General features: G+C 36.6%; 21 protein-coding genes. 8 read left to right on the top strand and 13 right to left on the bottom strand.

Annotated elements, in window-relative coordinates; all coding sequences use genetic code 11:
- Positions 1–8: 8 nt before the first annotated feature.
- From SOLCA_RS08595 to SOLCA_RS08585, 3 genes are all read right to left on the bottom strand, one after another.
- Positions 9–2,648 carry a glycoside hydrolase family 2 TIM barrel-domain containing protein gene (locus tag SOLCA_RS08595; RefSeq protein ID WP_014680055.1) on the bottom strand — a complete coding sequence of 880 codons (2,640 nt, stop codon included), beginning with the start codon at positions 2,646–2,648 and terminating at the stop codon, positions 9–11.
- A 224-nt stretch (positions 2,649–2,872) separates the two neighbouring features.
- Entirely contained in the window at positions 2,873–3,358 is a 486-nt protein-coding gene (locus SOLCA_RS08590) for a MarR family transcriptional regulator (RefSeq protein ID WP_245536766.1), read from the bottom strand.
- Positions 3,358–3,852: a GNAT family N-acetyltransferase gene (locus tag SOLCA_RS08585; RefSeq protein ID WP_014680053.1), complete on the bottom strand. Its 495-nt coding sequence runs from the start codon at positions 3,850–3,852 to the stop codon at positions 3,358–3,360. Before SOLCA_RS08585 ends, SOLCA_RS08590 begins: the two co-directional genes overlap by 1 nt.
- Before the next feature lie 116 nt (positions 3,853–3,968).
- Here SOLCA_RS08585 and SOLCA_RS08580 point away from each other — a divergent pair, with 116 nt between their 5' ends.
- Positions 3,969–4,274, top strand: a complete 306-nt coding sequence (locus tag SOLCA_RS08580) for a hypothetical protein (protein WP_014680052.1) — start codon at positions 3,969–3,971, stop codon at positions 4,272–4,274.
- Between the two features lie 121 nt (positions 4,275–4,395).
- On the opposite strand, the gene SOLCA_RS08575 is transcribed toward SOLCA_RS08580, so the two are convergent.
- The 3 genes from SOLCA_RS08575 to SOLCA_RS08565 all read right to left on the bottom strand — a co-directional run bounded on the left by SOLCA_RS08575 (position 4,396) and on the right by SOLCA_RS08565 (position 8,099).
- Positions 4,396–5,313, bottom strand: coding sequence for a Ppx/GppA phosphatase family protein (locus SOLCA_RS08575; protein WP_014680051.1), 918 nt, complete (start codon positions 5,311–5,313; stop codon positions 4,396–4,398).
- 47 nt (positions 5,314–5,360) lie between these two features.
- Positions 5,361–7,496, bottom strand: coding sequence for a polyphosphate kinase 1 (gene ppk1, locus SOLCA_RS08570; protein ID WP_014680050.1), 2,136 nt, complete (start codon positions 7,494–7,496; stop codon positions 5,361–5,363).
- 102 nt (positions 7,497–7,598) lie between these two features.
- The gene (locus SOLCA_RS08565) at positions 7,599–8,099 is read right to left on the bottom strand and encodes a hypothetical protein (RefSeq protein WP_014680049.1); all 501 of its coding nucleotides are present in this window, start codon (positions 8,097–8,099) and stop codon (positions 7,599–7,601) included.
- Positions 8,100–8,200: 101 nt separating this feature from the next.
- Between SOLCA_RS08565 and SOLCA_RS08560 the strand changes: the two genes are divergently transcribed.
- A complete protein-coding gene (locus SOLCA_RS08560) occupies positions 8,201–8,692 on the top strand; it encodes a YajQ family cyclic di-GMP-binding protein (protein WP_014680048.1) in 492 nt (163 codons plus the stop codon).
- Between the two features lie 97 nt (positions 8,693–8,789).
- Here SOLCA_RS08560 and SOLCA_RS08555 read toward each other — a convergent pair whose 3' ends face one another.
- Positions 8,790–9,236, bottom strand: coding sequence for an Hsp20/alpha crystallin family protein (locus SOLCA_RS08555; RefSeq protein ID WP_014680047.1), 447 nt, complete (start codon positions 9,234–9,236; stop codon positions 8,790–8,792).
- Between the two features lie 288 nt (positions 9,237–9,524).
- Between SOLCA_RS08555 and SOLCA_RS08550 the strand changes: the two genes are divergently transcribed.
- Positions 9,525–11,273, top strand: coding sequence for a hypothetical protein (locus tag SOLCA_RS08550; protein WP_014680046.1), 1,749 nt, complete (start codon positions 9,525–9,527; stop codon positions 11,271–11,273).
- A gap of 53 nt (positions 11,274–11,326) precedes the next feature.
- Here the strand turns inward: SOLCA_RS08550 and SOLCA_RS08545 are convergent, their stop codons facing one another.
- Positions 11,327–12,727, bottom strand: a complete 1,401-nt coding sequence (locus tag SOLCA_RS08545) for an FAD-binding oxidoreductase (protein WP_014680045.1) — start codon at positions 12,725–12,727, stop codon at positions 11,327–11,329.
- Positions 12,717–13,103 (bottom strand): dihydroneopterin aldolase, encoded by a 387-nt coding sequence (gene folB, locus SOLCA_RS08540; protein ID WP_014680044.1) that lies wholly within the window; start codon positions 13,101–13,103, stop codon positions 12,717–12,719. Before folB ends, SOLCA_RS08545 begins: the two co-directional genes overlap by 11 nt.
- A 53-nt stretch (positions 13,104–13,156) precedes the next feature.
- Here folB and SOLCA_RS08535 point away from each other — a divergent pair, with 53 nt between their 5' ends.
- Both SOLCA_RS08535 and SOLCA_RS08530 read left to right on the top strand, forming a co-directional pair.
- On the top strand, positions 13,157–14,374 hold the full coding sequence (locus tag SOLCA_RS08535) for an acyl-CoA dehydrogenase family protein (RefSeq protein ID WP_014680043.1): 1,218 nt from the start codon (positions 13,157–13,159) through the stop codon (positions 14,372–14,374).
- A gap of 70 nt (positions 14,375–14,444) precedes the next feature.
- The gene (locus tag SOLCA_RS08530) at positions 14,445–14,912 is read left to right on the top strand and encodes a GyrI-like domain-containing protein (RefSeq protein ID WP_014680042.1); all 468 of its coding nucleotides are present in this window, start codon (positions 14,445–14,447) and stop codon (positions 14,910–14,912) included.
- Between the two features lie 41 nt (positions 14,913–14,953).
- On the opposite strand, the gene SOLCA_RS22280 is transcribed toward SOLCA_RS08530, so the two are convergent.
- The 3 genes from SOLCA_RS22280 to SOLCA_RS08515 form a co-directional block, all read right to left on the bottom strand.
- Positions 14,954–15,409 (bottom strand): RDD family protein, encoded by a 456-nt coding sequence (locus SOLCA_RS22280; protein ID WP_014680041.1) that lies wholly within the window; start codon positions 15,407–15,409, stop codon positions 14,954–14,956.
- Between the two features lie 39 nt (positions 15,410–15,448).
- Positions 15,449–15,946 (bottom strand): RDD family protein, encoded by a 498-nt coding sequence (locus SOLCA_RS08520; RefSeq protein ID WP_014680040.1) that lies wholly within the window; start codon positions 15,944–15,946, stop codon positions 15,449–15,451.
- A gap of 84 nt (positions 15,947–16,030) precedes the next feature.
- On the bottom strand, positions 16,031–16,627 hold the full coding sequence (locus tag SOLCA_RS08515; RefSeq protein WP_014680039.1) for a hypothetical protein: 597 nt from the start codon (positions 16,625–16,627) through the stop codon (positions 16,031–16,033).
- A gap of 100 nt (positions 16,628–16,727) precedes the next feature.
- Between SOLCA_RS08515 and SOLCA_RS08510 the strand changes: the two genes are divergently transcribed.
- From SOLCA_RS08510 to SOLCA_RS08500, 3 genes are all read left to right on the top strand, one after another.
- Positions 16,728–18,350: an ABC-F family ATP-binding cassette domain-containing protein gene (locus SOLCA_RS08510; RefSeq protein ID WP_014680038.1), complete on the top strand. Its 1,623-nt coding sequence runs from the start codon at positions 16,728–16,730 to the stop codon at positions 18,348–18,350.
- A gap of 12 nt (positions 18,351–18,362) precedes the next feature.
- Positions 18,363–18,743, top strand: a complete 381-nt coding sequence (locus tag SOLCA_RS08505) for an SRPBCC domain-containing protein (protein ID WP_014680037.1) — start codon at positions 18,363–18,365, stop codon at positions 18,741–18,743.
- Between the two features lie 347 nt (positions 18,744–19,090).
- A complete protein-coding gene (locus tag SOLCA_RS08500) occupies positions 19,091–20,173 on the top strand; it encodes a 3-oxoacyl-ACP synthase III family protein (protein ID WP_014680036.1) in 1,083 nt (360 codons plus the stop codon).
- A 155-nt stretch (positions 20,174–20,328) separates the two neighbouring features.
- On the opposite strand, the gene purE is transcribed toward SOLCA_RS08500, so the two are convergent.
- Complete coding sequence (gene purE / locus SOLCA_RS08495) at positions 20,329–20,862, bottom strand: 5-(carboxyamino)imidazole ribonucleotide mutase (RefSeq protein WP_014680035.1); 534 nt, start codon at positions 20,860–20,862, stop codon at positions 20,329–20,331.
- Between the last annotated feature and the right edge of the window lie 90 nt (positions 20,863–20,952).

The raw sequence follows: 20,952 nt of genomic DNA, 5'->3' as shown, positions 1-20,952 counted from the left end.
TTAGGTATTTATATTTTTCTGATTTTTAGCGCGTTGATAAAGCTGTTTCCTGTAATGCTTTTAAAGTTAACCGTTAATGCTCCGTTTGTTACCTTAATGATGTACTTCTTTTTAAGGGCAAAGTTATTTCCGGCATCGGTAGCTGGATTGAACTTTTCAAGTACCAATTCATTATTGATCAATACATTAAACACGTTTCCTTGGAATGCAGATTCATTCTGTGTTTTTGCAAGATCGTAAGCGGATTTTGAGGTATTTCCATATAAATCTGCGAATGATAATTCCACCTCGTATTGTCCGTTGGGAAGGTCAAAACGATAAGCGTCCGGATTTTCTCTTTTTGTTTGGAAAAGCGGAGTATTGTGAGTTCCTGTAACTTCTGCAGTAGTGCCTATCCTTCCCGGGCTTTTTCGAAAAACTGTGCCTCCTATATATCCCCAGCCCCCCTGTTGGTAAGGTCTGTCGGGTTGCCAGCATAAATTGCTTAATTCATCTATAAAATAACAGTTGCTGCCTGCATTAATTGCCAGTTCTAACCCATTACTGTTTTGCTCAGTAATTTCACCTGGTACTACCTTTAAAACTATTACTGATTCAGTTGCTACTGTTTGATTATTCCATACAGAAGTAGCTTTAATGGAGTTACGTCCCTCTTTTAATGGAACATTCCATATCGCATTGTAATTCGCAGGCTCTTTTGTTTCAATTAATTGATCATTAACAGTAAGACTTATGGATGCACAATTACTATAAACTTTTACAGGATGAACGGTTGTGCTCGAATCAGAAACAACGGTACGCACCGGCCAGTCATTAACAGCAATATGTAATACAGGTTCATCTTTTCTTAAAAAGGCCTTAAAATAATAGTAGACATCTTTTAATGACCGGTTATTATAGGCTAAACCTTTATTGTTAACTCGCGGCATTGATTCTTGGCGGGTTGCGACGTTAAAATCAATGAAATTCCATTCAGTGGCGCCTACAATAAAGTTTCGTTTTTGAATTTCTGGCAAATAATGCTCCAGGTAATTTTGCTGCCATTGCATAGAGAAATCAAAAACTTCAGGTGATAGTGTTTGGAGGCGACGATCGGAACCTGCTCCAAATTCACTGATAAACAATGGACGGTTGGGATATTTTTCATGTTCTTTATCCACAAAACGCTCGAAGCCTGTAATGTCACTTTCATACCAGCCCTGGTATAAATTCCATCCGGCAATATCTGCTATTGATGAGAGTCCGGTTTCATTATAGACCTGGCTGCCATGAAAAGCCATCACACTTAACCTTCCAGGGTCTTCCTGCTTTAGTAGTTTTTCAAGTTTTTGTGCCAGTTCAACTGTTTTATCATAATAAACAGGTAATTCTTCTTTTTTATAGCGGTAGGGTAACTGAATCAATGCTTCGTTCATGTACCCCCACATAACCACCGACGGATGATTATAATGTTGGCGAATCATTTCTATAAGTGCCGTTTTGCAGTTTTCTTCAAACTCCGGAGCTTTTGAGATTAAATCAACAATAGGAATTTCTTCCCAAGCCAATAATCCTAAACGGTCACATGCTTCAAGTAGGGCTTTATCTTGCGGATAGTGAGAAATGCGGATGAAATTTGCTCCCATCTCCTTAATCAATTGAATATCTCGTCGATGCATTTCGTCAGTCAAAGCAATGCTTAATGGTGCTTGATCTTGGTGACGACAAACCCCAATTAGCTTTAAGCTTTTTCCGTTAAGCATAAAACCATTTTTAGTATCCACACTAAACCACCTTAAACCGATTGGAATGCTGAGTTGATCAACTACTTTATTAGTCCGGCTTTCTGTTAAGGTAATTTCAGCAGTATATAGTGATGGACGATCCGGCGACCATAATTCCGGTTTTGTAATGGAAATAGCTTTGCTAAACTGATAAGGTGTGTTAAATGGAGTTTTAAGTTTTTCCTCCTGCTGATAAACCAGTTTTTTACCCGGATTAAAAATTTTAATCAAGAGCTTTGTTTCGTTTTTAGCAGCCTTATCCCTATTGATTACAGAACCCTTTAGGTTAAGTTGGGCAAGTTCATTAGAAACCAACGGTGTTGATACATAAATCCCGTCAGAACCGTAGTCAGATAGGTTAAAATGTTGTTTTTCTGTGGAGATAAGCCAAACATCCCTGTAAATGCCCCCAAAAATGGTAAAGTCTCCGGACAGAGGTGGTATATTCTTGTTTTCGTTATTAACTTTAACCGCAATAGTATTGTACTTGCCAAAGTCAACGTCATTGGTAATATCAATAGTAAATGCATTATAACCTCCAGAGTGAATAGTTTTTCTTTTTCCGTTGATGAATAATTCAGCCTGGGAGTTTACTGCTTCAAATCGGATAAATATTTCCTTTGTTTTCAGGCGCTCTGGTATCATTAATCTTTTCCTGTACCAGCAATTTCCCCTGAAATAGTCTTTTTTAGAATAGGCATCTGTATTCCATGTATGAGGAAGGTTTACAAGTGCCCATTTCTGATCGTCAAAGTCTTTTGAAGAATAACTTTGTTCATCCGAAATAGAAAAGCTCCAGTTATCATTTATGGTTTCTTCTGTCCGTTGGGCATAGATTTTTAAATGCGTAAGAACTATAGCCAGAAAGAAAAAGAGCTTTTTCATCCTTTACTAATTAATGGTTTAGGGTTATCCTTAACTGCTATTCAGCAATTATATCGCAGCCTAAAATGAACATATTAAATGAATAATTAAAATGATAATGATCAACTTAAAACACGAAAACTCAATAGTGTTGGTGCTATTGAGTTTGTTATCAGTTAATTAAGTAATTTTTTTTTTGCTAAATCTTAGTGTGAAAAGAACACAGTTTGGTGTCCGGAAATTGATTAATACCCTTGTTTTATCTGTTCGGCCCTATTATAAAATCCTTGTTGCTTCATATTATTTTCGACTTCATCAATTGCCTTCATAATATTATTAGTCGTAGCGGTAAGGGTTTCTAACGCAGCAACCATTACCTTCCAGATAGGTTCGATCTGATTGACTAAGTCTTTCCCTTTTGTGGTTAGTTGAATTAAGCGTTTCCGGTCATCTTTCTTGTCCCGTTTGGACTCAATCAGCTTTAGTTTTTCTAGTTCCTTTAATAAGCTAATGGTTGAAGGATGCGTATAGCCAATCTCCATTGAAATATCCATTACACTAAGTGGTGATTTATGGTGCAGCGTATAAATTACAGGAAACCATTTAGGTTCGAAATCAATGCCATATGCTTTATAGATCAACTGCCCATCTTTACGCAACTGGTCGCTCAAACGCTGCAATCTGGTGGAGATGGCCAGTAAACCTGATTCATCAATTATATTCTTCATCATTAATGAATCTTAAAGTGATAAAAACGATTATCAACTTGCATTACCGGAAACGATGCAGGTAAATTTTCTTTAGCTATTTCTTCAAACCCATTTCGTTCATAAAAACGAATAGCTGCTTTCAGTGTATCAAAAGTGCCTAAATACAAATCGGTAATATTCTTGGTTTTGCAGTATTCTATTAGTTTTTCCAATAAATGCTGGGCCAAACCAAGTTCTTTGCCTCTGAATTCTTTTTTCACAAACATTTTCCGGATCGCTCCTCCATTACCTGCTATTGCGATTAATGCAATAGTTCCGATTATTTCATCATTGTACTTAACACCCCAGAAACCTCCCCCATCTTTATGATAAAATGACTCGATGTCTAACAGATCAGGTTGATCGGACAAAGTAACCGGAACGTTATGTTCAATTTGCTGGATTGGCAATATTAGGTCTATTATTTTATTGCTATCTCTATTACTGAGTAGTTCAATTTGAAAAGTTGTTTCCATATTTTGATCTATTTATGTATAAAAATACGTAGTTAACTACATATAAGCAAGTAATTGTTTTATTGATAAATTTTTAAGTAAATTTAATTCACAACCAATCTAATTTTTAATTAGTTATGATACTTGTCAGAAATATCTTCCAATTGGAATTTGGTAAAGCCAGGGAGGCAAAAGAGCTTTGGAAAGAAGGAAAAATGCTTATCGTTTCTTCTAACAAACAACCTTACAGAGTATTGTTTGACCTTACAGGAGATTCCTATACGATGGTCTTGGAAATGACCTTTGATAGCCTGGCACATTTTGAAACTTCTGCTCAGGAAAATATGGCTTCTTTGGAATGGAAAAGCTGGTATCAAAAGTTTATACCCTTATGCAAAAGTGGTAGAAGAGAGATTTTCACGATTCAGGAAGAAAGTAAATAACCGCCAAGACACAAAGAAAATAACCGAAAAGGCGCAAAGACACAAAGAAATAATCTCTTAGCGTCTCTGCGTCTTTGCGGTTTATACAGATACTCCTTTGCGTCTCCGCGTCTTTGCGGTGTTACACGGATTCTTCTTTTCGTTCTGTAATTGAAATTGCTTTTGGGAAATTCTTTTCGATCAGCAGATGTATAATTCCATCTACTAAACCTACTTTGGGAACATACAATTGCTTAATACCTGCCCAACGCATTAGGGTAAGGTATATTTCGGATGCAGGGATAATTACATCGGCACGGTCTTCTTTAAGCCCCAAAACATTGATCCTGTCTTTCAATGAGAATGAATTAAGGTAATCATACATTGCTTTCAGTTTGGTGAAAGTTAATGGTGTACCCGCTTTTTCTCCTGAAATCTTAAAGATCTTGTTGATGTTTCCACCGGTTCCTATCCCAAAAATGGTTTTATAGTTTTTGGTGTTCTCTTTTATCCAGTTTTTCAGGTCGCGCCAGGTTTCTTCGGTATCCTGGTTATCCAGCATGCGGATTGTTCCGATATTAAAGGAGTTGGAGTCGATTAAAACGCCATTTGAAAATACAGAAACTTCGGTGCTACCTCCTCCTACATCAATGTACAGATAGGTCCGTCGTGAGTCGAGGTACTTTTCGATATGACTCGAATAGATAATATTAGCTTCTCTTTTGCCGTCAACGATCTGCAACTGAACACCGGTTTCATTTAAAACGCGTTCAACTACTTCCGGACCGTTGTCGGCTTCGCGCATCGCCGATGTAGCGCAAGCCATATAGTCTTGTACTTTGTAAACATCCATCAGGTTTCTGAATGCCGACATCGATTTCAGCAGATCGTTTACTTTTCTTGGAGAAATATGTTTATCCAAGAATGCATCATCGCCCAGCCGGAGCGGAACACGAACCAAGGTGTTTTTCTTAAAGCTAACCTCGTCATTGATCTCAACAATGTCGGCGATTAGCAGCCTTACGGCGTTTGACCCAATATCAATAGCAGCGTATCTCAAGATCTTAACGTTTAAAGGTTTCCAATTAACTAATTGGTATAAATTGGTTATTTGTTAATAGTATTAATTACTTTGCTTTTCAAGAAATTATAAGTCGCAATCTGAGACCGAACGTTGGGTTCATCCTCCGACTGCTTTTCCTTATAAATATTCTTTTGTTGCTTGTCGACAATTCTGGCTTTCAGATTATCAGCAAGCTGTATATTGATGATTTCTCGGATGGTGTGCTTACTTTCTCTGTCCAATATTGGAAAAGCTACCTCTACTCTGTTATCAAGGTTTCTGTTCATTAAATCTGCTGACGACAGGTATATCTGTTCTTTTCCATTATTGGCAAAGATAAACACACGAGCATGTTCGAGATATTTATCAACGATACTAATTACTTCAATATTTTCACTGTAACCTTTCATTCCCGGGACAAGACAGCAAATGCCCCTTACAATCAGCTGAATCTTAACGCCCGCTTTGTTTGCTTCATAAAGTTTGGCAATCATGCGTTCATCATTCAGGCTATTCATCTTTAAGATCATGTAGCTGGTCAAACCTTTTCTGGCATTGCTTATTTCTTTATCAACTAACCGAACAATCTTTTTACGCATTTCCAATGGCGCTACCAATAAGCTTTTGTAGGTAGAAACAAGGATGCCTTTTTCCAGATCATAGAAAAGGTTGTCCATATCTTTGGTTATGGCCTGATCGGCTGTAAAATAGCTGTGGTCTGCATAGATATTTGCCGTTTTCTCATTAAAGTTCCCTGTTGCCAGATTTCCATAATGTACCAGTTTGTTGTTTTCTTTACGGGTTACCAGGCAAATTTTGGAGTGGACTTTCAATTGAGAAATTCCATACAGCACTTTTATACCTTCATCCTCTAACTTTCTTGTCCAAAAAATATTGTTTTCTTCATCAAAGCGAGCTTTTAGTTCCAATAGCACCAATACATGTTTGCCATTTCGGGCAGCATTGATTAATGCATTGATAATGCGAGAATTTTGAGCCAAACGATACAATGTAATTTTGATCGATAACACCTTAGGATCGATTGCTGCTTCTCGAAGGAAATGAATAACATAATCAAAAGACTGATATGGGAGATTTACCAAGATGTTCTTTTTTGAGATGATCTCTAACATGCTTTCTCCAATATCAATTCCAGCTATCGGTAATGCAGGTGTTTTCGGGTATTCCAATTCCTTGCTTCCAACATTAGGAAACGACATGAAATCTTTAAAGTTATGATAATGACCGCCTGGAATCAGGTTGGTAGGCTTTAAACCAATTCGACGAACCAGGTAAGCTAAAAGATCATCTGGCATATCCGAATCGTATACAAAACGCACCGGATTACCTTTTCTTCTCAGTTTCAGGTTTTTAGATATGTTGTCGACAATGCTTAAAGTCATGTCATTGTCGAGATCCATTTCTGCATCACGTGTTAATTTGATACTATAAGCCTGGAATACATCGTATTTAAATATAGAAAACAAGTCATCAAGACAATACCTGATTACATCGTCTAAAAGAATAATGTATTTGAGACTATTGGTTTCCGGCAAGATCAAAAACCGTGAGTGTACATCCGTAGGAATCTCAATCAACGCCCGCTTAGGTTTTGCATTTCCCTTCGAATTTGAAAGTTGAACAACAAGGTAAATCGATTCATCTTTTAATTGAGGGAACTCAGAAAGTCCATCCAACATAATCGGAACTAATGTTGATAATAGTTTTTCCTGGAAATAATTACGCACAAACTGGCCACGAGAAACATTAAGTTGTTTATCATTGATAATGAATATTTTTTGTTCGGCAAGTTCAGGCATAATAACATCATTATAAATATTATCAAATCTGATCTGTTGCTTCTTCCCTATTTCCTGAATTTCAATTAAGATTTTACGAGGATTAAACCCCATATTAAAACGTTCGGCGTTCTTAATTTTAGTGAGTCTGGCGATAGTAGCAACTCTTACTCTAAAAAATTCATCAAGGTTATTAGAGAAAATAGCTAAAAAACGAATACGGTCAATCAGGGGAACTGTTGGATCACAGGCTTCCTGGAGCACACGGTCATTAAAAGCCAGCCAGCTCAATTCCCTGTTAACCAATGGCATTTTCTTTCCGGTCATACGCTCTATCTTCGCAAATAATGATGTTTTTGTTGGTGTTAATGCCAGTTCCATTAAAAAATAAAAATAGCTCCATTCGTGCAAACGGAACTATTTTCGCAGTTAAATAATTGTTAAATAATTATTAACAGGCAGGAATTGATTTAACTGGTAACATTATGAATGTCCTTTTTCCTGCTCCTCTTCCTGGTTAACAGATCCTGGCTTTACAGTTTTCTTTACTGCAGCTGTTTTGCCGTTTGCAACAGTACTACTTTTTACTTTTGCAGGTGATTTTTTAACGACTTTTTTTATTTGTTTTACAGGCGGTATGGTGGCCGAAGTAATTTTAGGCTTTTCTTTAGCAACATCACCTCCTTCGGTTTTTGCTACCACCTTTTTTACACGTTCAACAACTTTTGTTGCCTTAGCTTTCGAAAGTTTTGGCTGACTTTCCGGTGGCTTCGCTACTACTTTTTTAGTGAGTTCCCTGTCAATTTCCTTTGCGGCTTTGAGTATTCTTCTTGCCAGTTTTTTACTTGCATCCTGAATAGTTTTAACCACTTTTTTTGAATCGCCGTGTTCAATGTCTTTTAAGGCTTCTTTGATTTTTAACGCTATATTTGTTTCTAATATTTTCTTAGAAGTTTTTTTAGCGTCTTTGTTTGATGGAGTCATACGATAAGTGTGATGCTAAATGGTTCTTCTTAAAGTTATTTACAATTACTTAGTATTCAAATAATTTTATATTAAATAATTTTTATTAAAGCTTTAAACATATGCCTTCTTTTGATATTGTAAGTAAAGTTGATGGTCAAACCCTTGATAATGCCATTAATAATGCCAAAAAAGAAATTGTAAACCGTTATGATTTTCATGATTCTAAAACGGAAATCGATCTGGATAAAAAAACGAATATTGTAAAAATTGTTACCGAGAATGATATGCGCATGAAAGCCATTCAAGATGTGATCATCAGCAGAATGGTGAAACAACATTTGGATGCAAACTGCCTTGACTTTGGCGACGAGCATTATGCAGCCGGAAACATGATCCGCAAGGATATTAAAGTGCGTGAAGGTATTGATAAAGAATTGGCAAAAAAGATCGTAAAGAAAATCAAGGATAGTGGCTTAAAAGTACAGGCTTCTATTATGGATGATCAAGTGCGTGTTCAGGGTAAAAAAATAGATGATTTACAAGCGGTTATTTCATTAATGCGGGGTGAAGATCTGGAACAGCCATTACAATACATTAATATGAGGGCATAAATAGATTACTTGCTATCAGCTGAGGAATTTATTCAAAAATAAAAAAAGGGAGGCAATTGCCTCCCTTAACACTAAATCTAACTAACAACTACTCTACTTATGAAACCTTAATTTGTTTTGCTTTTAACTGAGCTTCCGCTTTTTTGGGAATACTCAGTGATAAAACGCCGTCTTTGTATTCGGCACCAATATTTTCACGATCTACGGTTTCAGGCAAGGTGAATGAACGTTTAAAGCTTGAAAAACTAAACTCTTTACGATGATAGTTTTTGCCTTCTTCTTTTTGTTCAGTTTCTTTTTGAGCTGAAATCGTAAGCGTATTTTTTTCTAAATCAATTTTAAAATCTTCTTTTGTTAAGCCCGGAGCAGCTAACTCAACAGTATAGCTGGTTTCTGTTTCAGAAACATTTACTGCCGGTACTTTAAGTGCGTTTTCTGTAGGTAAGTTACCGTTAAACATATTCTCAAAAAACTCATTAAACGATGGTGCAAAAGGGTTAACTCGTTCAATGTTTCTTGGGTTATTCCATTTGATAAGTGTCATTGTTTTATCCTCCTAATTGTTTTTAAATTTTTTATTGTTTGATGTTTACTATTCATCAAGGGATGTACCAATGCCTATTTTGATGAGTTTCGATAACTTCATAAGACAAAATGACACTTACTTTAATTTAAAAATGCCAAAAAGTCATAGTTACTCAAGATTATGCGTTCAAAACGGCAGCAACTTCGCTATCCCTTAATTTAAAATACTCTCTTCTTGGTATTGGATGGTTTCACTTCCTTAGTTAACATTGCACGTTTAACCTCTTAACTATTCAATAAAAAATGTATGAAAAGACTTTTACTTAAGTTTTACTCAGTTTCTTTATTAATGCTCTTCTCTCTATTAATTATTTCTTCCTGTAAAAAGTCTTCTGATGAAGAAAATGTAAACCCCGATAAGGAACCTACTGTCGCTTTTAATAATGAAGCAAGACAAGGTGAATCATTGGTGGTATCAGTTAAAGGTTATTCTTTGGCAAATGTGTCAGCCTCAATAGCCGGAATAAATTGTTATGCTGTTAAACAAAATGATACAACTGTAAATCTTATAGTTCCGACTGATGCACCATCTGGGGCGCAAAAAATTGATTTAAAGTTGGATAATAAATCGTTCTCCTATCCGCTTACAGTTCTAGTAACACAATTAGATAAACCGGCCAGTACTATAATTTCGGATCAAATTAATAGTGTAATAAGTCAGGTAGAAATAGCTTCAGACAACGCTGATTCATTAGCGTTTGTACAGGGCTATGATTTTAACAATACAAAGGCAGCTCTGAGTTCATTAACAGATTCGCTAACTAAGTATAAAGGAATATTGCTTAAAGCTAATTCAGCTGATCAGGCTAAAGCTGCAATATTTTTAAAAGCAAATGCAGCTTATTATGCCGAAGTAAAGGAATCTCTCCGTCAAATTTCACTTCAAACCAAAGAAATTATTAAGCTTAATGAACAGATTAATAAATTAAGAACAAGATCTGTTGAGTCTGTAGGAATAGAAAGTATGCTAAATGCTTGCCAGGAGCGGATTCTGTTTAACCAGATGAAATGTCTTGTAACCCAGCACATGGAGTCAATTAAAAAGCTTGGAAAATGGGCTGTGGTATTATATGCATCCACTGCCCTACCATTTCCATTCAATGTAGCGGTTGCTGGTGTGAGCGTTGCTTATATAATTGAAGCAGGAATTGAAGCCTATCAGAATCATGTAGCATTACAAAATGTGGCATTTATTACGGTTGACGCAGCTGCTGGTACAACAGAGCAGGTTTTCATGAATGATACCGACGGATCTATTTATTTTAAAGGTAACTATGCAAATGCAAGTGCCGAGGAAGCCGGTTCTAATGCGATTGCTGCTACCCTGGTTAGTGGATATAATTCGTTAACTTCTGTATTTCAAAAATTTGCAAGCTTTACCTCTTTTAAAATTCCTTCTTTAAGTCCGCGAAAAATAAAGGCTAAAGCTGTTGAAACTTTTGAAAATTTAAAAGTTAAGGTAATTTCCGGATCAGATGCAATAACTGCTTCACTATCAGGAACTGTAACTAACCTCAAACTTAAATTGAATAATGTTCCTAAAGACTTTGATGATTATGTTACGGTTGAATTAAACTATAACGATCAACTTCAGAAACCGTTGATAACTACGTTAAAAGTCAAAGCCAAAAATTTTGATTCAACTGCGTTTTACAAAAATGCGATCGCCGGTAAATGGGTAACAAACTGGTACACAACGAGCGATGGCAAGTTTGCTCAAAAAGATGAAATAATTCTTTATGCTGATGGAACAGGAAAGCGTACTTCAACCACCTATGCTGATGGTAAGTATGTAGATCATACTGGTTTATGGGGAACCGATCCGTTTTATGAGATCGTTTGGACAGCAAATTGGAAGGCTGGAGAAGGTTGTACGATGAGTTATTGGGATCAACGTTGGGGTGTTGTTCACGTGGGAAAATTCTATTATCCAAGCCTTAAGTATGATAACAGTCAGGCTCAGGGATACTATTCAGTCTACAACTCAAAACAATAGGTTCAATAAAGGAAAAGGAAAATCAGTAATGGTTTTCCTTTTTTATACATGTATTAATTAATCATCTTACCCGGATTCAAAATACCTTTCGGGTCAAATACATTCTTAATACTTCGCATTAGCTGGAGACTCACTTCACTGAATTTTATATTCATGAAAGGTTGCTGGATTAAACCGATACCATGTTCGCCCGATAAAGTTCCACCAAGCTTAACCGCTAATTCCATAATTTCATGGATGCCTAAAGGAAGTTTGTTTTTCCAATCTTCCTCACTCATAGAATCTTTGATGATGTTAACGTGCAGATTCCCATCACCGGCATGACCATAACATACTGACTTAAAGCCATATTTTGCTCCAATATCCTTAATGCCTTTTAATAAGACAGGCAACTCAGCACGTGGCACTACGGTGTCCTCCTCTTTATAAACCGAATTAGCTTTTACCGATAATGGCATTTTCCGGCGCATCATCCATAGCTCATCTTTCTCACTTGCGGATTCGCCCAATAAAATATCATCACACTCATAACCGAATAGCACCTCTCCTATTTTTTCGCAGTCAGAACGCAATAAATCAAGGTTATTCCCGTCTACTTCCACTAATAAATAGGCCTTAACATGATCCTTAATTTCAAATTTAATACCCTCATATTTCACTACCCACTCCATTCCGGCACGCTCCATAAATTCTAATGCTGAAGGAGTCATCCCCGCTCTGAAAACGGCAGATACTGCCTCACATGCACTTTCTGCTGAAGGAAAGGAGGCTAACATTACCAGGTTATACTGCGGTTTAGGGATAAGTTTTACAACGATTTTGGTGATTACAGCTAAAGTACCTTCACTACCAATCATTAATTGGGTAAGGTTATAACCCGATGCATATTTCAAGGTATTCGCACCTGTCCAGATAACATCACCATTTGGTAATACAATTTCAAGATTCAGGATATAATCACGTAATGTACCATATTTAACCACGCGTGGGCCGCCAGAACCATGAGCAACATTTCCTCCGATAAAACAAGAACCTTTACTAGAGGGATCAACCGGGTATAGTAAATTGAGTTTTGCTGCCTCCTCCATCAACACTTCTGTAATAACTCCCGGTTCTACATGAGCCTGTAAGTTACGCTCATCAAGCTTAATGATCTTGTTCATCTTTTCCATCGAAAGAGAAATTCCGCCATATACCGGTAATGAGCCACCACTTAAGCCTGTTCCCGCTCCTCGTGGGGTTACCGGAATATTGTTTTCATTGCAAAATTTTAATAAGACAGAAACTTGCTGCGTATTTTCCGGTTTGATAACTACTTCCGGTAAATAAGAAAGATTTTCAGTCTCGTCATGTGAATAGTTCTGCAACGTTACCTGATCTACGAATATATTCTGGCTGCCTACTAATGATTTTAACTGTTCAAGATGTGCCGAACTTACTTTATTAAAGTACATGGTTTGGCTTTAAATATGTAATAGTAATGGATGAACTTTGAATTTTTGATGAAAACGGTGGGTTCAGCTTTTGAATCTGTACCTCAATTCGTTGAATCTTAACCGAAAGCATCGCTATTCTATCAACAATGCGCTGAGCTACATGTTCTAGCAATTTAGAAGAGATCTTCATTTCTTCTTTAATAATTGCAAAAATTGACTCATAGTTAACAGTTGCCCCTAAATCGTCACTGATTGCTGCCCCTGAAAAATCGGTTTCAACCCTTGCTTCTATCTTAAATTTTCCACCAATTAGCTGTTCTTCAGGGTAATAACCATGATGAGCGAAGATTTCGAGCCCATTTAGGGCAATTGTGTGAATCTTTTGAAATGACATGACACAAAAATAGCTTCAATTTTCTATTTTTGATAGATCAACACCAATCAATTATGTCATTACTTTCAACAGAAGAACAAGTTAAACGTTCAGCAAAACAGGATTTGTATGAATCTCCTGATTATTATTTGTTAGATGAACTGCTTACCGAAGAGCACAAACTTGTGCGTAGTTCGGTTAGAGAATATGTAAAGAAAGAGATCTCTCCAATTATTGAAGAATATGCTCAGAAATCCCAATTTCCAAGACATTTAGTAAAAAGTTTAGGAGAGATCGGTGCATTCGGACCTACCATTCCTGTTGAATACGGTGGTGGTGGAATGGATTATATTGCTTATGGTATCATTATGCAGGAATTGGAGCGTGGTGATTCTGGTATCCGTTCAACTGCTTCTGTACAGGGTTCTTTAGTGATGTATCCTATCTACGCATATGGTTCGGAAGAGCAACGCCGTAAATATTTGCCAAAGTTGGGTTCCGGAGAGTGGTTAGGTTGTTTCGGGTTAACTGAACCGGATTTTGGTTCCAATCCATCAGGCATGATCACTAATATTAAAGATGCGGGAGATCATTATATCCTAAATGGAGCTAAAATGTGGATTTCCAATGCTCCTTTTGCTGATTTGGCTGTTGTTTGGGCCAAAGATGAGCAGGGCATAATCAGAGGTATGGTGGTTGAACGTGGTATGGAAGGTTTTTCAACTCCTGAAACTCATAATAAATGGTCGCTTCGTGCTTCGGCAACCGGCGAATTAGTGTTTGATAATGTGAAGGTTCCTAAAGAAAACGTTTTTCCTAATGTACAAGGATTAAAAGGTCCTTTAGGTTGTTTAAATCAAGCTCGTTACGGAATTGCATGGGGTGCTTTAGGCGCGGCAATGGATTGTTATGATACAGCCCTTCGCTATTCAAAAGAACGTATTCAGTTTGATAAGCCAATCGGAGCATTCCAGCTGCAACAGAAGAAACTAGCGGAGATGATCTCTGAGATTACTAAAGGTCAATTATTGGTATGGCGTTTGGGCGTATTAAAAAGCGAAAATCGTGCTACTGCTGCCCAAATTTCGATGGCCAAACGTAATAGTGTAGAAACGGCTTTAAACATTGCGCGTGAGGCTCGTCAGATGTTGGGTGGTATGGGTATTACAGGTGAATATCCGATCATGCGTCATATGATGAATCTTGAGTCTGTAGTTACTTACGAAGGCACGCACGACATTCACTTGTTAATCACTGGTATGGATGTTACCGGATTTAATGCATTTAAATAATAATTGATGCTGTTGACATACTATTGTCAATAACCTATTTTTCTTTGGGTATGATAAATCACAAAGATATATGAGTAGTCAAAACGGTTATGTATTAACTCATTTTACTGATTTCTATTTTGTTGGGAAATCAATTCGAACATCAAACGAAACGGCCGAAACCGATATTGGGAACTTTTGGGCTCAATTTCTGCAACAAAACTGGATTGAGCAGGTAGAGCACAAATCCGGAAATAGAATCCTCGGCCTTTATTATGATTACGAAGGGGATTTTACAAAACCATATTCATTTGCCATTGGCTGCAGAGTCGATAACATTGACGTTGTTCCTGAGGGTTTGATTGCTTTGAAAATTCCGGCTTCGAATTATGCCGAATTTATTGCAAGAGGGAAAATGCCTGATTGTATAATTGATACTTGGGTAGATATTTGGAACTCAGATATAGACAGAAGTTATACATTTGATTTAGAGGCGTACTCACCTGATTCCTTTGTTTCTGAGGATGCCCACGTGGAAATTTTTATCTCAACTAAATAAAAGAAAAAGAGGAATGTTTACATTCCTCTTTTTCTTTTAAATTATTGAATCTTTATTACTCTGGTTTTTGAGATAGAATCATGCCATCCCTCTCCTCCAGAGAAAAATGAAAGTCCATCAAATGGTATCAACCTGCATAAAGTTCTTCCCATAACTCTTGAAAATGAAGGCTTGTTATTAAAATGGTCTACCACTTTTGTTCGGGTAATTACTTTACCTATTGTTTGACCAATTAAAGCTTCAAAGAATACAAAATAAAGGAACATGCAGAGAATAATGCTTAATTGAGCCATACCTTCGCCTTCAAATGTTTCTTTATCAGTTAAATACAGTATGGATAAAGTGCCAATTGCAAATAAATAATAGCAAATGCAGTCAATAATCATGTTTGCAAATCGTTGCCATGCTGTTGCATATTCAAAGAATTCAGGGACAAAATCTTCAAAAACACTTTTAGGTTTAACGATTTCTTCTATTTCAAAAGTTTCAGTGTTCATATATGTTAGTTTAAATTAGCTGCTAACATAGTTATACGATTATTTTATTGTTTTGGTTCCTGAAACCGGAAGTTCTTTTTTTATTACTAATGTCTTCGAAATGGAGTCGTGCCAGCCAATGGGTGTAAACAGAAAGGAGAATGCTTCGAAAGGTATCATTCTGCATAGTGTTCTTCCTAAAATACGCAAAAACGTGGGACGATGACCATATTCGTCAACAACTTCTGTTCTGGTGATGATCTTGCCAATTGTTTGTCCTGTCAACGATTCCATGACTATATAATAGCCAAGTGTAATGGCCATGTTTAGTAGTAAAATTTTGGGATCTTCAAACATTTTCTGCACTTCATCCATTACTGATTTTAAATCGGTTGGATTGACTTCTTTAGACTCGGCAGCTGGAGAAACAAAAAACGACATGATCAAGCCTAAGACCATATAATCCAAGAAATAATTAAGAAACCTTGTCCATGATGGTGCAATATGCAATTCTTTTACAGGTTCCTCCGGATTGATTTCTTTCAAATACTCACTCATGTTTTTAATGACAGTTTAAGACCACAAGTTTAAGGAAGTTATTGTAAAATGAGTACTTCTTTCGCAATAATTAATAAGTAAAGATTAGTCAAATTCCAATTCTGTAAGCTTTATACCCACCTTTTGAAATAGCTGTTTCAACAGGTCATACTTTTGAGTGCAAAAATCACCTGTGTTTATTTTTTTAGAGCTTAATTCATGTCTTGAACAATCAAAACATAGTTCAATGTATTCAAAAACCTGTTTTTTGTCATTCATGAAAAGTATAGCATTGTGAGGATTATAACACGCTGCTCCAGTATTTATTGTCGGTTTTCCTTTATAGCCTATATTGTAGAGAACATTTGTAAGCGCATTTTTTTGTTCATCGTTCAGATAAACTATTTCCTTTAATTTGTTTAAGGCAACTTTACCTCTTTCCATCGGTAATTCATCCTGAATAATAGAGTCATCCTGATTTATGAATGAAACAAATAAAATATTGGACGCTTTATTGAACGGATAAAAACTGGTTCGTTCAGATTCTGAATAAACAGCTCTTGTGATGCATTCATGTTTCTTTTGTTCTTCTTTCCAACTCTCTCTGGTGGGAGCTCGAGGAATAGGATTTTTTTCTTTTGATTGGGAAATAGCTAAATATGGAGTGATAACTATAACAAGAAGAAGTAGATATTTTTTCATTTTTTTCTTCAATATTAACCAATTCTCACCCTCTTGTCAAAAATTTAGATTTAATAAAAATAAACTGGCTTTTCTCGCTGAAAATTAAGACCTTTGCGCCATGATTGAAGTATCGAATTTATCACTGAAATACGGAAAACGTGTTCTGTTTGAGGAAGTAAATGTTAAATTTTCGCATGGAAACTGTTACGGAGTTATCGGAGCTAACGGTGCTGGTAAGTCAACTTTCATGAAAATTTTATCAGGAGAGATTGATCCAACCACCGGACGTGTGTTTATTACTCCGGGTGAACGTATGTCAGTTTTAAAACAAAACCACTTTGAGTTTGATGATTGCCAGGTATTACATACCGTTTTAATGGGCAACAAAAAGCTGTGGGATATTATGCATGAAAAAGAGGCTATTTATGCGAAAGCTGATTTTACAGAAGAAGACGGTATCCGTGCTTCTGAACTAGAGGCTGAATTTGCAGAAATGGAAGGTTGGAATGCTGAAAGTGACGCTGGTTCTTTATTAGGTTCATTGGGAATCGGAGAATCTCTTCACTTTAAACTAATGAATGAACTAAATGGTAACGAAAAAGTTCGTGTACTATTAGCTCAGGCATTATTTGGCAATCCGGATATCTTATTATTGGATGAGCCTACCAACGACCTTGACGTTGCTACTATCAGCTGGCTGGAAAACTTCTTAGCTGATTTTCAAAATACAGTTATTGTAATTTCCCACGACCGTCATTTCTTGGACGCGGTTTGTACTCATGTTGCTGACATTGACTTTAGTAAAATTCAGTTATACACCGGTAACTACTCATTCTGGTATGAATCAAGCCAATTAGCACTTCGTCAACGTTCTGATTCAAATAAGAAAATTGAAGATAAACGTAAGGAATTACAGGAATTTATCGAACGTTTTAGTGCAAATGCTTCTAAATCAAAGCAAGCTACAAGCCGTAAGAAATTATTGGAAAAACTAACGTTAGATGAGATTAAACCATCTACACGTAAGTATCCTGCCATTATATTTAAGCAAGAACGTGAAGTAGGCGACCAGATTTTAACTGTTGAGCACCTTTCAGGTTCAAATGAGGGTCAAACGTTGTTCGCAGATATTAGCTTTATGGTTAATAAAGGAGATAAGATTGCAATTTTATCAAAAGACAGTTTAGCTATTACATCTTTCCTCGAAGTTTTAACCGGAAATAAAAAAGCTGATTCAGGTGAATTTAAATGGGGTATTACCACCACTCAGGCTTATCTTCCATTGGATAATGCTGATGAGTTTAAAGATGACATCAACCTGATCGACTGGTTACGTCAGTATTCAAAGGAAAAAGACGAAACCTATATTCGTGGTTTCTTAGGTAAGATGCTATTCTCTGGTGAAGAAACATTGAAAAGCTGTAAAGTACTTTCAGGAGGAGAAAAAGTGCGCTGTATGGTTTCTAAAATGATGTTACAAAGCGGTAATGTCTTAATTATGGATGAACCTACTAACCACCTTGACCTTGAGTCAATTACTGCATTCAACAACTCATTGAAAGACTTTAAAGGTAATATACTATTCCACTCACATGACCACGAGTTTATGCAAACTGTAGCAAACCGTATCATTGAGATTACTCCAAATGGTGTTATTGATAAATTGATGACCTATGATGAGTACCTTGAAAATGAGGATGTAAAAGCATTACGTGAAGAAATGTACGCTGTTAAAGCATAATTTGTATTCCAAATGAAGGATATTAAAAAGTATTACCTTATTCATGCGGATCCGGAAGAAGTATATACTGCTCTTACCAATCCACTTACCATTGAACTATGGAGTGGATATCCGGCAATAATGAGTACAGAGCCGGGTTCAGAGTTTTCACTATGGGATGATAGTATTGCAGGTAAAAATGTTGAGTTTGAAGAAAATAAAAAGATTGTTCAGCAATGGTACTTTGGCGATCAGCAGGAAGAGTCCATTGTAACGATCAAACTTCATCCTGATAAACATGGAACTTCAGTTGAATTGAGGCATACAAATATTCCTGATACTGAATTAGAGGATATGTTATACGGCTGGAATAATTATTATTTTGGCGCTATTGAAGATTACTTTGATGAATAAATAATAAAACTAAGGGAGCAGAATAGACAATGCTCCCTTTTTTATTGCGCTGTTCCCTCCCCTTGACTATCATTTTTTTTCATTTTGCTGCTTTCAGTCTATTATTTGCATTGTGACACCTTAATGCGTATTATTACTGGAATAAGGATAAGCAGATACTCCTTTTTTGAGGATCGTTTTTAGCTTTGGGCATCATAAAAAAATGCGATTTGAATTAACGCTGTGTAACAAGTTTGTTTACATTGCAAATGAGTTATGAATATCATTTTCGTTGTTTTTGTACTAAAAACTAATTTGGTATTTATTATTGAAAAGATAATTTATAACGTTTGAATAATATAGATAAAATGACATTGCTGCACACCGTTATTACAGGAACGGGATCATATATTCCTGAATTAGTTAAAACCAACCGAGATTTTGCTGCACATGATTTTTATGATGAGTTTCATGGTCATATAAATCAACCGCCGGCCCTTGTTGCTGAAAAGTTTAAACAGATAACCGGTATTGAAGAGCGTCGTTATGCGCCATGTGATATGAATTCTTCTGATTTAGCAGTTTTGGCAGCTAAAGAAGCAATTGAAGACGCGGGTATTGATCCAGAAACAATTGATCAAATAATTGTTGCGCATAATTTTGGAAACGTTGTAAAACACTCCATTCAAACCGATGCAGTTCCTTCACTTGCAAGCAGAGTAAAGCATTCTTTAGGAATACGCAATCCTGCTTGTGTACCTTATGATCTGCTTTTTGGTTGTCCGGGCTGGTTACAAGGTGTAATTCAGGCAGATGCCTTTATTAAGGCTGGTATTGCCAAACGTTGCCTCGTAATCGGAACAGAAACATTGAGTCGTGTAATTGATGTATACGACAGAGACAGCATGATCTTTTCTGACGGAGCCGGAGCCTGTATTATTGATGCTGTTGATTCAGATAAAACCAATAGCGGCATCCTTGCCAGCAGCGTTGTAAGTCATTGTATAGATGAGGCTTATTATATATATATCGGCAAAGGAAACTTTCCCGGAAGCGATCCTCGTGTACGTTATATCAAAATGAAGGGCCGTAAGGTTTTTGAATATGCAATGCGACATGTTCCCTCGGCAATGAAAGCTTGTTTAGACAAGGCGGGTGTCGATATTCATGAAGTAAAAAAGATCTTTCTTCACCAGGCAAATGAAAAGATGGATGAAGGATTCACTAAGGAGTTGTATAAATTATACGGTATAAAAGAGATTCCTCCACATATTATGCCTATGAGTATTCATAAATTGGGTAATAGCTCAGTTGCTACAATTCCAACTTTATACGATCTTGTTAAAAAAGGCAAAATGGGTGAAGAGCATGGAATTGAACCGGGTGATGTGGTATTATTTGCCTCTGTTGGTGCAGGGATGAATATTAATGCCGTTTGTTACCGGGTTTGATTTTTTGATTGAGGATTACGGGTTGCGGGTTTTTTCTAGAATAAAATAATTAGTAATTATAAAAAACAGATGGGGTTAATTATTCAATTAACCCCATCTGTTTTTTTATAACTCGTAACTCGTAACCCGAAACACGTAACTCGTAATTCGAAAACCTACGGGTGTATATTCAATTTGTGTTCAAGGACTTTCTTATAGCCTAATCGGTCAATTTTTTCGACGTTGTGCAGTACTTTATCGCGTAGCTCTTCTTTATAAGATTTTAATTTTTCGGCCACTGTATTATCAAAAGCACCAATGATGTTTGTGGCAAGTATGCCTGCGTTTGCTGCACCGTTTAAGGCTACTGTTGCTACCGGAATGCCACTTGGCATTTGTAAAATTGATAAAACAGAATCCCAACCATCAATTGAATTACTTGACTTTACGGGTACTCCAATTACAGGTAATGTGGTAATAGAAGCAACCATTCCAGGTAAGTGCGCTGCTCCTCCCGCTCCGGCAATTATTACTTTAATTCCTCTTGCTGCGGCTTGTTCCCCATATTCAATCATACGGTGTGGAGTGCGGTGAGCCGAAACGATGGTTAATTCAAAAGGAATATCAAACTTTTCAAGTATTTCTGCAGCAGCCGACATAACTTTTAAATCGGAGTCGCTGCCCATTATAATACCAACTTGTGGATTCATAGTTTTTTTTGTGATTGGCTATTAGACAGTAGCAATTAGCGGTTAGCTTTTGGTTTTTAGCCAGAGTCTTATTACAGATAGCGATTATAA

Origin of the sequence: Solitalea canadensis DSM 3403 (assembly GCF_000242635.2) — a bacterium.
Taxonomy (GTDB): domain Bacteria; phylum Bacteroidota; class Bacteroidia; order Sphingobacteriales; family Sphingobacteriaceae; genus Solitalea; species Solitalea canadensis.
The sequence above is the reverse complement of the archived record's forward strand: the minus strand, read 5'-3'. Positions and strand labels throughout refer to the sequence as shown.

Excerpts from the sequence above, each read along its gene's own strand:
- SOLCA_RS08545 (WP_014680045.1), bottom strand. The coding sequence starts at position 12,727 with ATGTACTTTAATAAAGTAAGTTCGGCACATCTTGAACAGTTAAAATCA.
- SOLCA_RS08590 (WP_245536766.1), bottom strand. The coding sequence starts at position 3,358 with ATGATGAAGAATATAATTGATGAATCAGGTTTACTGGCCATCTCCACC.
- SOLCA_RS08505 (WP_014680037.1), top strand. The coding sequence starts at position 18,363 with ATGAAGGATATTAAAAAGTATTACCTTATTCATGCGGATCCGGAAGAA.
- SOLCA_RS08515 (WP_014680039.1), bottom strand. The coding sequence starts at position 16,627 with ATGAAAAAATATCTACTTCTTCTTGTTATAGTTATCACTCCATATTTA.
- SOLCA_RS22280 (WP_014680041.1), bottom strand. The coding sequence starts at position 15,409 with ATGAACACTGAAACTTTTGAAATAGAAGAAATCGTTAAACCTAAAAGT.
- SOLCA_RS08510 (WP_014680038.1), top strand. The coding sequence starts at position 16,728 with ATGATTGAAGTATCGAATTTATCACTGAAATACGGAAAACGTGTTCTG.
- SOLCA_RS08520 (WP_014680040.1), bottom strand. The coding sequence starts at position 15,946 with ATGAGTGAGTATTTGAAAGAAATCAATCCGGAGGAACCTGTAAAAGAA.
- SOLCA_RS08565 (WP_014680049.1), bottom strand. The coding sequence starts at position 8,099 with ATGACTCCATCAAACAAAGACGCTAAAAAAACTTCTAAGAAAATATTA.
- SOLCA_RS08560 (WP_014680048.1), top strand. The coding sequence starts at position 8,201 with ATGCCTTCTTTTGATATTGTAAGTAAAGTTGATGGTCAAACCCTTGAT.
- SOLCA_RS08555 (WP_014680047.1), bottom strand. The coding sequence starts at position 9,236 with ATGACACTTATCAAATGGAATAACCCAAGAAACATTGAACGAGTTAAC.
- purE (WP_014680035.1), bottom strand. The coding sequence starts at position 20,862 with ATGAATCCACAAGTTGGTATTATAATGGGCAGCGACTCCGATTTAAAA.
- SOLCA_RS08500 (WP_014680036.1), top strand. The coding sequence starts at position 19,091 with ATGACATTGCTGCACACCGTTATTACAGGAACGGGATCATATATTCCT.
- SOLCA_RS08530 (WP_014680042.1), top strand. The coding sequence starts at position 14,445 with ATGAGTAGTCAAAACGGTTATGTATTAACTCATTTTACTGATTTCTAT.
- SOLCA_RS08535 (WP_014680043.1), top strand. The coding sequence starts at position 13,157 with ATGTCATTACTTTCAACAGAAGAACAAGTTAAACGTTCAGCAAAACAG.
- SOLCA_RS08585 (WP_014680053.1), bottom strand. The coding sequence starts at position 3,852 with ATGGAAACAACTTTTCAAATTGAACTACTCAGTAATAGAGATAGCAAT.
- ppk1 (WP_014680050.1), bottom strand. The coding sequence starts at position 7,496 with ATGGAACTGGCATTAACACCAACAAAAACATCATTATTTGCGAAGATA.
- folB (WP_014680044.1), bottom strand. The coding sequence starts at position 13,103 with ATGTCATTTCAAAAGATTCACACAATTGCCCTAAATGGGCTCGAAATC.
- SOLCA_RS08595 (WP_014680055.1), bottom strand. The coding sequence starts at position 2,648 with ATGAAAAAGCTCTTTTTCTTTCTGGCTATAGTTCTTACGCATTTAAAA.
- SOLCA_RS08580 (WP_014680052.1), top strand. The coding sequence starts at position 3,969 with ATGATACTTGTCAGAAATATCTTCCAATTGGAATTTGGTAAAGCCAGG.
- SOLCA_RS08550 (WP_014680046.1), top strand. The coding sequence starts at position 9,525 with ATGAAAAGACTTTTACTTAAGTTTTACTCAGTTTCTTTATTAATGCTC.